The 12,670-nt window shown below is 74.0% G+C and carries 12 protein-coding genes; 10 read left to right on the forward strand and 2 right to left on the reverse strand.

Annotation, left to right across the window (positions count from 1 at the left end):
- Positions 1–116: 116 nt before the first annotated feature.
- Entirely contained in the window at positions 117–1,415 is a 1,299-nt protein-coding gene (locus tag LO772_RS25680) for a DUF1015 family protein (RefSeq protein WP_231774399.1), read from the reverse strand.
- Positions 1,416–1,521: 106 nt separating this feature from the next.
- Here LO772_RS25680 and LO772_RS25685 point away from each other — a divergent pair, with 106 nt between their 5' ends.
- Together LO772_RS25685 and LO772_RS25690 are read left to right on the forward strand one after the other, a co-directional pair.
- The gene (locus tag LO772_RS25685; RefSeq protein ID WP_231774400.1) at positions 1,522–2,046 is read left to right on the forward strand and encodes a tetratricopeptide repeat protein; all 525 of its coding nucleotides are present in this window, start codon (positions 1,522–1,524) and stop codon (positions 2,044–2,046) included.
- Between the two features lie 168 nt (positions 2,047–2,214).
- Positions 2,215–3,234 carry an HAD-IIA family hydrolase gene (locus tag LO772_RS25690; RefSeq protein WP_231774401.1) on the forward strand — a complete coding sequence of 340 codons (1,020 nt, stop codon included), beginning with the start codon at positions 2,215–2,217 and terminating at the stop codon, positions 3,232–3,234.
- A gap of 16 nt (positions 3,235–3,250) precedes the next feature.
- Here the strand turns inward: LO772_RS25690 and LO772_RS25695 are convergent, their stop codons facing one another.
- Entirely contained in the window at positions 3,251–3,592 is a 342-nt protein-coding gene (locus LO772_RS25695) for an alkyl sulfatase C-terminal domain-containing protein (RefSeq protein ID WP_231774402.1), read from the reverse strand.
- A 191-nt stretch (positions 3,593–3,783) separates the two neighbouring features.
- Here LO772_RS25695 and LO772_RS25700 point away from each other — a divergent pair, with 191 nt between their 5' ends.
- From LO772_RS25700 to LO772_RS25735, 8 genes are all read left to right on the forward strand, one after another.
- The gene (locus tag LO772_RS25700) at positions 3,784–4,542 is read left to right on the forward strand and encodes a histone (protein ID WP_231774403.1); all 759 of its coding nucleotides are present in this window, start codon (positions 3,784–3,786) and stop codon (positions 4,540–4,542) included.
- 2 nt (positions 4,543–4,544) lie between these two features.
- Positions 4,545–4,829 carry a hypothetical protein gene (locus tag LO772_RS25705; RefSeq protein WP_231779838.1) on the forward strand — a complete coding sequence of 95 codons (285 nt, stop codon included), beginning with the start codon at positions 4,545–4,547 and terminating at the stop codon, positions 4,827–4,829.
- A 673-nt stretch (positions 4,830–5,502) separates the two neighbouring features.
- The gene (locus tag LO772_RS25710) at positions 5,503–6,309 is read left to right on the forward strand and encodes a TlyA family RNA methyltransferase (protein ID WP_231774404.1); all 807 of its coding nucleotides are present in this window, start codon (positions 5,503–5,505) and stop codon (positions 6,307–6,309) included.
- A gap of 161 nt (positions 6,310–6,470) precedes the next feature.
- Positions 6,471–7,466, forward strand: coding sequence for an NAD kinase (locus tag LO772_RS25715; RefSeq protein WP_231774405.1), 996 nt, complete (start codon positions 6,471–6,473; stop codon positions 7,464–7,466).
- A 22-nt stretch (positions 7,467–7,488) separates the two neighbouring features.
- The gene (recN, locus tag LO772_RS25720) at positions 7,489–9,216 is read left to right on the forward strand and encodes a DNA repair protein RecN (protein ID WP_231779718.1); all 1,728 of its coding nucleotides are present in this window, start codon (positions 7,489–7,491) and stop codon (positions 9,214–9,216) included.
- A gap of 151 nt (positions 9,217–9,367) precedes the next feature.
- Complete coding sequence (gene steA, locus LO772_RS25725; RefSeq protein WP_231774406.1) at positions 9,368–10,549, forward strand: putative cytokinetic ring protein SteA; 1,182 nt, start codon at positions 9,368–9,370, stop codon at positions 10,547–10,549.
- Positions 10,546–11,793, forward strand: a complete 1,248-nt coding sequence (locus LO772_RS25730; protein WP_231774407.1) for a copper transporter — start codon at positions 10,546–10,548, stop codon at positions 11,791–11,793. Before steA ends, LO772_RS25730 begins: the two co-directional genes overlap by 4 nt.
- Positions 11,790–12,659 carry a hypothetical protein gene (locus LO772_RS25735; RefSeq protein ID WP_231774408.1) on the forward strand — a complete coding sequence of 290 codons (870 nt, stop codon included), beginning with the start codon at positions 11,790–11,792 and terminating at the stop codon, positions 12,657–12,659. Before LO772_RS25730 ends, LO772_RS25735 begins: the two co-directional genes overlap by 4 nt.
- Positions 12,660–12,670 lie beyond the last annotated feature (11 nt).

Raw genomic sequence — 12,670 nt, forward strand, 5'->3', positions numbered from 1 at the left:
CACCCGAACCCCGGGTGCCGGGACACGATGCGTGGGCGCCTGCCCGGCGGGAGGTTCACTCTGTGTCACTCGAAATGACTAAAGATAATATTAATAACTAGCCTAAGCTGCCGGCGTCATTCCAACGCGAGACTGCGCAGCACCAGCCCCGTGGCCGGCTTGGGCCCGAACGACGTCGACTTGCGCGGCATGCGCACCGACTGCCGGGCCAGGTTGCGGACGGTGTTCTCGTCGGTGGGCCGCATGAGGATCGCGCTGCCGCCGCTGCGCTGGGCCTCGTGGATCGCCGAAACGGGATCATGGTGGTAGGTGATGTGCTCGGGGTCGTCCGGCACGTCCCACACGTGGTCAAGCAGCGCGGCGTGCAGGACCGTCGCGTCGAGGGTGCTCCAGGCCTCGGGCCGGTTGCGCGGCACCGCGTCGGCCAGCAGTTCCGGGTCAGGGTCGGTGAGCAGGTGGAACGCTCCGTCGCCGGTGACGAGGAACGCCGGGCCCTCCGCACGTTCCAGCGTCCACAGCACGGACGGCCACGGGTCCTCGACACGGCGTGCCAGGAACGCGCCCGAGCCCGCGGGGCCGTGGCTCACCAGGCCCGCGAGCAGCGTGGGAACCGACAGCCCGGGCAGCACCCGGTGGATCGCGCCGACGTGCAGGGGGTAGCGCACGGAGTCGACGAGCAGGACGAGTCCGCGGTCCCAGGGGCCGGCGCCCTGCCCGGCCTCGTGGGCGTCGTCGCGCAGGCGGTGGTAGGCGGCCCATCTGTGGTGCCCGTCCGCGATGAGCGCCTGACGGGTCGCCAGGTCCTCGGCGATGCGGGCGAGTTCGCCCGGGTCCGTGATCGCCCACAGGCGGTGCTCGGTGTTGTCCGGCGTGCGCGTCTCCAGCAGCGGCGGCCCGGAGAGGACGGCGTGTTCGACGGCGTCGGACGCGGGGCCGTTGCCCGGGTAGGCGAGCAGGATGGGCTCCGGGTTGGCCTGGGTCGCGCGCATCAGCTCGGTGCGGTCGGCCACGGGCCCGGGCATGACGTCCTCGTGGGGCAGCACGGCCGGGTTCCCGGTCGCGGGACCGAGCGCGAGGGCGCCGATCAGGCCGCGTTGGTGGGCGGTGGCGGTGATCTGGTCGTATACGTACAGCGCCGGCACGGGGTCGGGGCGGAGGACACCGTCGGCGAGCCAGGCGCGCAGGGTCGCGCCGGCGTGCGCGTACGGGCCGCCGGGTTCGGCGGGCGCGGCGCGGGGGAGCACCACGCGGACGATGTTGTGCGGTTCGGACTCCTCGAAGAGTCCGACGGCGTCGGGCTCGATCACGTCGTACGGCGGCGAGGTCACCAGGGCCAGGTCGCCGACTTTCGCCGGGTCGTAGCGCAGGCCCCGGAACGGCGCGAGATCGAGCCCTTTCGTGTCGGCATGGTCCATGACGGGCATGCTACGTCCATGATCGCGTGGTAGCTGCGGGTTCGGACACCGCGAGAGCGCCGCGCGGTCGCCGCGACGGCTTCGGTGCGACGGACGGGAGCGGACGATGGCGGGCGGGGCGCAGGGCCGGTTCGAGGGCGGGGCCGACGACGCCGGCGGGGGTTCGGGCCGGTTCGGGGACGACGGCGCGGAGAGCGGCGGAGAGTCGGGCGACGGGTCGCCGCGCGGGGATGTGTACGACTGGTATCGGCGGGGTCTCCGTTTGCTGGACGCGGGGCATCCGGCCGCGGCGGCACAGTTGTTGGCGCGGGCGTCCGGGGTGGCGCCGCAGGCGCGGAGTGTGCGGGAGGCGTTGGCGCGGGCGTTGTTCGACGCGGGGCGGCACGGGGAGGCGTTGGCGGAGTTCCGTGTGGTGGCGGAGTCCGATCCGGCGGACGATTACGCGCAGTTCGGGTGGGGGCTGTCGGCGGCGCGGGTCGGGGATTTCGAGACCGCGGTCGAGCATTTGGCGCTGGCGGTGGCGATGAGTCCGGGCACGAAGCACTACCGGACGGCGTTGACGCAGGCGCGGGCGACGTTGCGTGCGCGGGCGGGCGGCCGGCCGCCGGGGCGGCGCGGGATCGGCGGTTGACCGGCGTTCGCGGCGTCGGGGTGGGAGCCGGGCCCGGCTTTTGACGGTTGGCACCGTGTTGGCAGGATCGTCGTGGGGTCGGCGCGTGCCCGGCCGCGCGGCGGCGGGTTCGGATCGGAAGGGGCGACGGGCGTGACGGGTGGTACGGCGGCGGGCGAGGGGCGTGGCGTGGGCACACCGGAGGTGCCGGCGGAGGCCTATGACGTGGCGCTGCTGGACCTCGACGGCGTCGTGTACACGGGGCCGCGTGCGGTGCCGCACGCTCCCGAGGCGCTTGCCCGCGCGCGGGAGGCCGGTATGACGCTGGCCTTTGTCACGAACAACGCGTCCCGTACGCCCGAGGTGGTCGCCGCGCATCTGACCGAGATCGGTGTTCCGGCGGAGCCCGGTGATGTCGTGACGTCTGCGCAGGCCGCCGCGCGGCTGGTCGCCGAGCGTTTTCCGGCGGGTTCGCCGGTGCTGGCGGTCGGCGGGGACGGGTTGGTCGCGGCGTTGCGGGAGCGCGGGCTGGTGCCGGTGGTGTCGGCGACGGCGGAACCGGTCGCGGTGGTCCAGGGGTTCGCGCCGGGGATCGACTGGGCGTTGTTGGCGGAGGCGTCGTACGCGGTGGCCGCGGGGGTGCCGTGGATCGCGTCGAATCTTGACCTGACCGTTCCGACGGAGCGGGGGATCGCGCCGGGCAACGGCGCGTTGGTGGGTGTGGTGCGGGCGGCGACGGGTGCGGAGCCGGTTGTCGCGGGCAAGCCGGAACTGCCGCTGCACCGTGAGTCGATGCTGCGGACGGGGGCGAAGCGGCCGTTGGTGGTGGGCGATCGGCTCGACACGGACATCGCGGGGGCGGTGGCGGGCGGTGTCGACAGTCTGCTGGTGCTGACCGGAGTGACGGACGTGCGTGCGCTGTTGTCCGCTCCGGCGGTGAGCCGCCCGACGTTCGTGGCCGCGGATCTGCGCGCGCTGTTGGGCCCGTTGCCGCGTCCGGTGCCGGTGGGCGGCGGGTGGGTGTGCGGCGGGTGGACGGCTCGGGTCGACGGTGCCGAGGCGGCGGTGGAGGGGAGCGGGGATGCGTACGACGGCCTGCGTGCGGTGTGCGCGGCGGTGTGGGGTGCCGCGGACGGGTCGGCGGTGGATGTCGACCGCGCGGTGAAGACCGTTGCGGGGCTGGGGATTTCGGTACGCCGTGAGCCGTGAGCCGCGGGCGTTCGCGTCAGACCAGTTTCCGCAGCGTGAGCAAGTCCTTGAAGGACGCTTCGAGTTTGATGCGGCCTCGGGCCCAGGATGACGCGAAGTTGAGGTCGCCGTCGACGAGGGCGACCAGGTCGTCGCTGGTGGCCTGGAGGCGGATCTGGGCCTTGTCGGCGGCCGGCGCGGTGGTGATGTCGTGCAGGGTGCCGTCGCGCAGCTGCCCGGTGAAGGTGGTGTCGAGGTCGGGCAGCCGGCAGCTGAGGCTGCGGTCGAGCCGTGTGGCGCGGCCCAGTTCGCCTTCGGCGGCGCCGAGTTTGGCGGACAGCCGCTCCAGTGCGCTGCGGCATTCCTCGACGGTCGCCATAAGGGCTGGTCCTTTCCGGCCTTTCCGGTCCTGGCTCGCTGCCCGACGGTACCCCACGTCCCTGATCAGCCCGTTGCGCGGGGACGGGGGCACGCCGACGCGATAGCGTCGAGTTCATGCCAATTGCGGCCCGTGCGGACGGTGCGCGGGCCGGTGACAGCAGCCCAGGTAATCCCAGGAGGCGCCGGACCATGCGTGACGCACTGCGGAGCTATTTGCAGATCGCGACTGGCTTGACCGAGATGACCGTCCACCGGGTGACCGAGACGGCCCGGCACCTGGTCGAGAAGAGCGGCGTGGACATCGATCAGGTGTTGCCGCCGCAGGTGGCGCAGCAGGCGCAGGCCGTGCCGCAGTATGTGCAGCAGGTCGCGGACGAGTTGTTCGCCACCGGCAAGGCGAACCGCGATCTGCTGGTCGGGGTGGTGCGCAGTGAGGTGGACAAGGCGATGGGGCGGTTGCGTCCGTGGCTCGACGATGTCAAGGCCGTGCGGGACGACGTGGAGCGCCTTGAGCGGCGGGTGACGGATTTGGAGCACCGGCTCGCGCTGGCGTCGGCGGCGCCGCGGGTGCGGCGGACGCCGCCGGCTCCGGTGGAGGACGAGGAGCCGGTGCCGGTGCGCGGTGCGGGGACGTCGCCGGCGGCCGGGTCCGTGAAGAAGGAGGCGGACGAGGACGCGCCGGTCGCGCGGCGTGCGGTGACTCCGGCGCGTGCGGCGAAGAAGGCGGCGGCCAAGAAGGCTCCGGCGCGGAAGGCGGCGGCGAAGAAGGCCGCGGCGTCGAAGACCTCGTCGGCCAAGCGCGGGTCGTCGGGCGGGGCGGGCGCGAAGAAGACCGCGTCGGGCGGTGCGGCGTCCAAGACCGCGAGGAAGGCTCCCGGCGGCAAGGCCGCGGGCGGCCCGGCGACCCCTGACACGGACGCACCGGCGGCGTCGGAACCGTGGGAGTGACTGTGGACGTGCGGGATGTGGCGAGTGACGCGGGCTCGGCGGACGAGGATGTCGCCGAGCTCGACGGGGTGGCGTCGGCCGATGGGGCGCACGTGGCAGGCGGCGACGCCGGTACCGGGCCGGTTCCGCTCGGGGTCGACCCGCCGGAGCCGTCCGGCGACCCGGAGGTCGATCGCGCGGTGGCGCGGCTGACGCAGGTCGACGTCCTGCCGACCGACCGGCACGGCGAGGTGTACGAGGACGTCCACCGCGAACTGCGCGAGGTGCTCACGGGGTTGGACCGCTGACCCGCTGACCCGCTGACCCGCTGACCCCCCGACCGCCGCCCCCGGGACCGCGGCGGTGCCGTGGCCGGGGAGCCCGCCGGTTCTCCACCCGCCGGCCGCGACCCCTCGCCCGGAGTCACACGGATCGTTCGAGCCCGGTCGGCCGGTCCGCGCGTCCTTCCGCGGGCAGGGGCCGGGCCCGCGTCGGGCTCCGGAGCGTCACGGATGCCTGGAGCCGGGCCGACCGGTCCGGCGACAGTCCGGGGGCGCGGGGCGGGAACGCGTCCCGGTGCGCGCGACGGCCCGCATGGCCGGGCGGGAGTCTCGGGCCCGGGGTCGACGCCGGTGCGACGCGGCGAGCGGTGTCGCGGCCCGGTGCGTCGCGCGATCGGCTCATGCGGCGCTCGGTCCGCACGGGTGTTCGGGAGTCGGCGGGGTCGACGTCGCCCGGCGCCGCGAGATCGCGCGGCCTCGCGTGATCGGCCCGTGTGCCGGGGGTCCACCCCGGTATCGGGGAGGTCGGCGGTGTGGCGTCGCCCGGCGGCACCACACGACGGGCCGTCCCGCCCGCGGCTTCGGCCCGGACGCCCGCAGGTCGCGCGAAGCTGCTTGACTACTGCGATTCTCCGGTTCCCCGGGCGCGGCCGGGTTCCGGGATCTCCGGCACCACCACACACCGAGGCAAGGGGCGACCGTGGCACGACGCAGGCTCGACGCGGAGCTGGTCCGCAGGGGATTGGCGCGGTCGCGGGAGCATGCCGGCGCGTTGATCTCGGCGGGGCGTGTGTCGGTCGGCGGGGCCACGGCGACAAAGGCGGCCACGCAGGTGGAGACGAGTGCGGCGGTCGTGGTCGCGCGGGACGACGCCGCACCGGACTATGTGTCGCGCGGCGGGCACAAGTTGGCGGGCGCGTTGGCGGCGTTCGTACCGCGCGGGCTGGTGGTGGAGGGGCGGCGCTGCATCGACGCGGGCGCGTCCACGGGGGGTTTCACGGATGTGCTGCTGCGGGCGGGCGCGGGGCATGTGGTGGCGGTCGACGTCGGCTACGGGCAGTTGGCGTGGTCGTTGCGCGGCGACGACCGGGTCACCGTGCGGGACCGGACGAACGTGCGCGAGTTGACGCTGGATCAGGTCGGGGGTGAGTCGGCCGGGCTGGTGGTCGGCGACCTGTCGTTCATCTCGCTCGGTCTGGTGCTGCCCGCGCTGGTGCGCTGTGCGGCCGACGACGCGGACCTGGTGCTGATGGTCAAGCCGCAGTTCGAGGTCGGCCGGGAGCGGCTGGGCTCGGGCGGTGTGGTGCGGGAGCCGGAGCTGCGCGCCGAGGCGGTGCGTACGGTCGCGGGGCAGGCCGCGGCGCTGGGGTTCGGGGTGCTGGGGGTGGTGGCGAGTCCGCTGCCGGGGCCGTCGGGCAACGTGGAGTACTTCGTGTGGCTGCGCCGGGGCGCCCCCGAGCTGGATCCGGCGGAGGTGGATCGCGCCGTCGCCGAGGGCCCGCGGTGAGCGGGGGCGCGCGGGGTCCGGGCGGAACGGCGTGACGGGGGTACGCGGTACGGTCGGCCGATGCGGATGTTCAGGGCAACCGCTTCCACGGCGTGCCTGGCGGCGGTCGCGGGGGCACCTTCGGTCGGACGGACGGGCGATGGCATGACAAGGCGTGGGGCATGACCCGGCGGACGGTGCTGGTGGTCACGCACACCGGGCGTCCCGCCGCGCTGCGCAGTGCGCGGCTGGTGGTGGACGGCCTGGTGGCGGCGGGGATCGTGGTCCGGGTGCTGGAGTCGGAGGCCGCCGACCTGGCGCTGCCGGGTGTCGAGGTGGTGCCGGCCGCGCCGGACGCCGCCAAGGGCTGTGAGCTGGCGATCGTGCTGGGCGGCGACGGGACGCTCTTGCGGGGCGCGGAACTGGTGCGGGACGCACGGGTGCCGATGCTCGGGGTGAACCTGGGCCGGGTGGGCTTTCTCGCCGAGGCCGAGCGCGAGGATCTCGGCGAGGTGGTCGAGCGCGTGGTGCGTCTCGATTACGTCGTCGAGGAGCGGATGACGCTCGATGTGGTGGTGCGGACCAACGGCGACGTGGTGCACGCCGATTGGGCGTTGAACGAGGCCGCGGTCGAGAAGGCGTCGCGCGAGCGGATGCTGGAGCTGGTGACGGAGGTCGACGGGCGGCCGTTGACGCGGTGGGCCGGTGACGGCGTGGTGTACGCGACGCCGACGGGGTCGACGGCATACGCGTTCTCCGCGGGAGGTCCGGTGGTGTGGCCGGAGGTCGAGGCGTTGTTGATGGTGCCGATCAGCGCGCACGCGTTGTTCGCGAAGCCGCTGGTGGTGTCTCCGAGGTCGGTGCTGGCGGTGGAGGTGCAGCCGGAGGCGCCGCGGGGTGTGCTGTGGTGTGACGGCCGGCGTTCGGCGGATCTGCCGCCGGGGGCGCGGGTGGAGGTGCGCCGCGGCGCGGTGCCGATCGGGCTGGCGCGGTTGCGCGAGGCGCCGTTCACGAATCGGCTGGTGGCGAAGTTCGCGCTGCCGGTGCGGGGGTGGCGCGGGGGCCCGCATGACGCCGCCGACGCGGGGGACGGCGGCGAGGCCGCCGGGGTGGGCGAGGTGTCCGGCGGTTCCGCTGTTTCCCCGCACGGTGGCGTGCCGGGGCCGAAGAACCTCTAGGGTCGTCGCCGTGCTGGAAGAAATGCGCATACAGGGCCTGGGCGTGATCGACGACGCCGTGGTCGAGCTGGCGTCGGGTTTCACGGTGGTCACCGGTGAGACGGGCGCGGGCAAGACGATGGTGGTCACCGGCCTGGGGTTGTTGTTCGGCGGCCGGGCGGATGCCGGTTTGGTGCGGTCGGGCCGGGGGCGCGCGGTCGTGGAGGGCCGCGTGCGGTTGTCCGAGGACGCGCCCGCGGCGGTCCGGGCCGCGGAGGCCGGTGCCGAGTTGGACGAGGACGGGCTGCTGCTGAGCCGTACGGTGTCCGCCGAGGGCCGCAGCCGGGCGCATGTCGGCGGCCGGTCGGCTCCGGTGGGTCTGCTGTCGGATCTGGCGGACGAGTTGATCGCGGTGCACGGGCAGACCGATCAGCAGCGGTTGCTGCGTCCGTCGCGGCAGCGCGCGTCGTTGGACCGGTACGCGGGTGACGCGGTGGCGAAGCCGCTTGCGTCGTACACGCGGGTCCACAGGCGGTTGCGCGCGGTGGCGGCCGAGTTGGACGAGATCACGACGCGGGCGCGGGAGCGGGCGCAGGAGGCGGATCTGCTGCGGTTCGGTCTGGGGGAGATCGAGCAGTTGGCGCCGCGGCCCGGCGAGGACGCCGAGTTGGCCGCGGAGACGGAGCGGCTGGGGCACGCCGACGCGTTGCGTTCGGCGGCGACGACGGCGCACCAGGCGTTGCTGGGTGATCCGGAGTCGGCCGTGGAGGGTGCCGACGCGGTGACGCTGATCGGTGCGGCGCGGCGGGCGGTCGAGGCGGTGGCGGCGCACGATCCGGCGCTGGCGGGTCTGGCCGAGCGGCTGAACGAGGTCGGGTATCTCGCGGCGGATGTGGCCACCGAGCTGGCGTCGTACGCCGCGGGCGTGGACGCGGATCCGGTGCGGCTCGCGGTCGCGGAGGAGCGCCGGGCGGCGCTGACGGGGCTGACGCGCAAGTACGGCGCGGACATCGGCGAGGTGCTGGCGTGGGCGCAGCGTTCGGCGGCGCGGCTGGCGGAGTTGGACGGCGACGACGACCGGATCGGTGAACTGGCCGCCGAGCGGGACGCGTTGCGGTCGGAGTTGGCCGGGCTGGCCGCGGAGGTGTCGGCGGCGCGGTCGGCGGCGGCGGACCGGTTCGCCGAGGCGGTGACGGTCGAGCTGGGGGCGCTGGCGATGCCGCACGCGCGCGTGACCGTGGCGATCGGCGCGGTGGAGGATCCCGAGGGTCTGGAGGTCGGCGGCCGGCTGCTGGCGTACGGCCCGTCGGGTGTCGACGAGGTGGAGCTGCTGCTCGCGCCGCACCCGGGGGCGCCGCCGCGGCAGTTGGGCAAGGGCGCGTCCGGTGGTGAGCTGAGCCGGGTGATGCTCGCGGTCGAGGTGGTGTTCGCGGGGTCCGATCCGGTGCCGACGTTCGTGTTCGACGAGGTCGACGCGGGGGTGGGCGGCAAGGCTGCGGTCGAGGTGGGTCGGCGCTTGGCGATGCTCGCGCGGTCGGCGCAGGTGATCGTGGTCACGCATCTGCCGCAGGTGGCGGCGTTCGCGGACCGGCACCTGGTGGTGGAGAAGTCGAACGACGGCACGGTGACGCGGTCGGGTGTCGTCACGCTCGACGACGAGGCGCGCGTACGGGAGTTGTCGCGCATGCTGGCCGGTCTGGAGGACTCGGAGCTGGGCCGGGCGCACGCGGAGGAGTTGTTGGAGGCGGCGGCGAAGGTGAAGCGCGCCTGATATTCCCCGCGCCCGGTTCCGGCAATCGCATCACAAGGCAATAACGGCTTGGGCACGGCCGTGCACCGGGCGCGGCGTGCCGTGTGAAGGCCGCCATAGGGCCGCCCGGTACCCGCCTGACCAGGACTCTTCGCATGGCAGGATGACCGCGATGAGGATTCCCGTGCTCCGTCGACGCCGCGTGCCCGAGTTCGAAGGCATCGCGGGCGTCGTCAGGTTGGACCGGCGTACGAAGAACCTCACCAAGCGCCTGCGTCCGGGCGACATCGCGGTCATCGACCACGTCGATCTGGACCGCGTCGCGGCCGAGGCGCTGGTCGCGTGCCGGCCGGCCGCGGTCGTCAACGCGGCGGCGTCGATCAGCGGACGTTATCCCAACCTCGGCCCGGAGATCATCGTCGAGGCGGGCATCCCGCTGCTGGACTCGGTCGGCGAGGGCGTCATAGGTCGGCTGCCCGAGGGCGAGTGGGTGCACATCGAGGACGACGTCCTCTACCGCGGCGAGCGGCCGATCGCGGTCGGCACGATGCTCGACAAGGAGTCGGTGCGCGCCGCGATGGAGGAGGCCCGCGCGGGGTTGTCGGCGCAGATCGAGGCGTTCGCGCAGAACACCCTCGAATACATCCGCGAGGAGCGCGACCTGCTCCTCGACGGGGTCGGGGTGCCGACGATCAGGACGGATCTGGACGGCCGGCAGGTCCTCATCGTCGTGCGCGGCTACCACTACCGCGAGGACATCGCCGCGCTGCGCCCGTACATCCGCGAGTACCGCCCGGTGATGATCGGCGTCGACGGCGGTGCCGACGCGCTGCTGGAGGCCGGCTACCGGCCGCAGATCATCATCGGCGATCTCGACTCCGTCTCGGACGAGGCGCTGCGGTCGGGGGCGGAGATCGTCGTCCACGCGTACCGCGACGGCCGCGCCCCGGGCATGGAGCGGCTGGAGGAACTGGGGCTGGACGGCGTGCCGTTCCCGGCGACCGGCACCAGCGAGGACATCGCGATGCTGCTCGCCGACGACAAGGGCGCCAACCTCATCGTCGCGGTCGGCACGCACGCGACGCTGGTCGAATTCCTCGACAAGGGCCGCGCGGGCATGGCGAGCACGTTCCTGACGCGGCTGCGCGTCGGCGGGAAGCTCGTGGACGCCAAGGGCGTCAGCCGCCTGTACCGCAGCCGCATTTCGACGACCTCGCTTCTGGTGATGTGCCTGGCCGCGCTGATCACCATCGCGGTGACGATCCGGGTGAGCCCCATCGGCCAGGCGTACTACCACGTGTTCCAGGCGCAGTGGAACTCGTTTGTCTTCTGGCTGCAAGGAATCTTCGGTTGATCGACTTCCGCTACCACGTCGTGTCCATCATCGCGGTGTTCCTCGCGTTGTCGGTCGGCCTCGTGCTGGGCAGTTCCTTCCTGGCCGACATCGTCAAGGAGGACCTGGACGGCCGCATCCAGGAGCAGACCCGTGCCGCCGAGGCCGCGCGCCGCGACCTGCGGGCCGAGGAAGGCGAGAACCGGGCGCTCAACAACTTCATCGACGGCAGCAAGCCGCAGTTGGTCGCGAACAAGCTCAAGGACAAGTCCGTCGTGCTGGTCACGCTGCCGGACGCCAGCTCCGCGGTCACCGACGCGACCGTCAAGACGCTGCAGGAGTCCGGCGCGACGATCACCGGCACCATCGCGGTCAAGGACGCGTGGACCGACCCGGCCAAGGAGCCCGCGCTGACCGCCGCCGCCGGGGCGACGACGGTTCTCGGCCAGTCCGGGTACGACCGGGCCGCCGCGGTGCTCGCCGCCGCGATCGTGCACAAGGCCGGCGCCAAGCCGACCACGCCGCCCACCGCGTCGCCGACGCCCGGCGCCCCGGCGAGCCCCGGAGCGTCGTCCCCGGCCGTGCCGCCGCAGGGCCAGGGCGACCCGCGGACCGAACCCGCCGACCCGGCCGCCGCGACGCCCGGCGCCGACCCGGCCCCGAATCCCGCCCCCACGCCCCCGGCCACCGGCACGGATCCGGCCGCGACCGGCGGCACCTCCACCGCCACCCCGCACCCCACGTCGTCCGGCAAGGGCGGCGAGGGCACCCCGGGGGACGCGTCGACCGAGGCCGCGGCGGCCGTGCTGAACCGCTTCGAGGACGCCGGATTCCTCGACATCAAGGGCAAACCCGAGGTGGGGGCGACACTCGCGGTCGTCGTCGCACCGTCCGGCCCGGTCCACGGCACCGACCCGGTACGGGCGAACACCATCTATCTCGGGCTTTCCCGGGCCATCGACACCGCCGATGACGGTACGGTCGTGGCCGGGGACACGGCCTCCGTGCAGAACGGCGGGACCGTCGCGGCGCTGCGCGCCGACGAACGCACCGCCAAGGTCGTGTCGTCCGTGGACGCGGCCGAGACCACCCAGGGCCAGGTCGCGGTGGACTGGGCGCTGGTCGTCGAGTCCGTCGACGGCAAGTCCGGGCAGTACGGGGCGACCGGCCAGCAAGGCTGGCTTCCCCCGCTACCGGCGGACAAGACCGATAAGACGGACAAGACGGGTGGCACGGGCAACACGGAGACGGAGAGAACGTCGTGAGTTCGGTTCGACGCGCGCTGCGCACCGCCGCGGTCGCGGGCACCGCGGCCCGCTTCGCCTACACCATGCTGCGCCGCTTCACCCCCGGCGAGGCCGAGGCGTGGGAACGCCGCAACCACCGCGGCGAGACGGTCACCCTCGTCGAGGGCCCGGCCGCCGCGCTCGGCGCCGCACTGGCCGCCGCCACCGCGCCCGGCGTCCCGGCCGCGCACCGGGCCGCCGCCGCGGTCGCGACGCTCGGCGCCGCGGGCTTCGGCACGTACGACGACCTCCTCGGGGCCACCGACAAACGCGGCTTCAAAGGCCACATCGGCGCGCTGCGGCACGGCGAGGTGACCAGCGGCATGGTCAAGGTCCTCGGCATCGGGGCGAGCGGCCTCGCCGCGGGGGCACTGCTGCGCGACAAGCCGGTCGACAAACTGATCGCCGGGGTCGTGATCGCGGGCAGCGCCAACGTCGTCAACCTGTTCGACCTGCGCCCCGGCCGGGCGGCCAAGGTCGCGCTCCTCGCGGGCGCCCCGTCGGTGCTGCGCGGGTCGCGGCTCGCCGCGGCCCCGGTCGGTGCCGCCGCCGCGCTGATGCCGGAGGACCTGGGCGAGAAGGCGATGCTCGGCGACGCGGGCGCGAACGCGCTCGGCGCCGCGCTCGGCGTCGCCGCCGTCGCGCGCGCGTCGCGCCGCGGGCTGCTCGCCCGCGCCGCCACGCTCGCCGCACTCACCCTGGCGAGTGAAAAAGTCAGCTTCACCAAGGTCATCGCCAAGACCCCGGCCCTGCACAAGATCGACATGCTGGGCCGCCGCCCGGTCGTCGCGCAGCGCCCGGCGCCCGACGCGGAGCGCACGACCGGGCAGCCGGTGGCGTCGTAGGGCGGTGCGGA

This window comes from Yinghuangia sp. ASG 101 (assembly GCF_021165735.1).
GTDB lineage: Bacteria > Actinomycetota > Actinomycetes > Streptomycetales > Streptomycetaceae > Yinghuangia.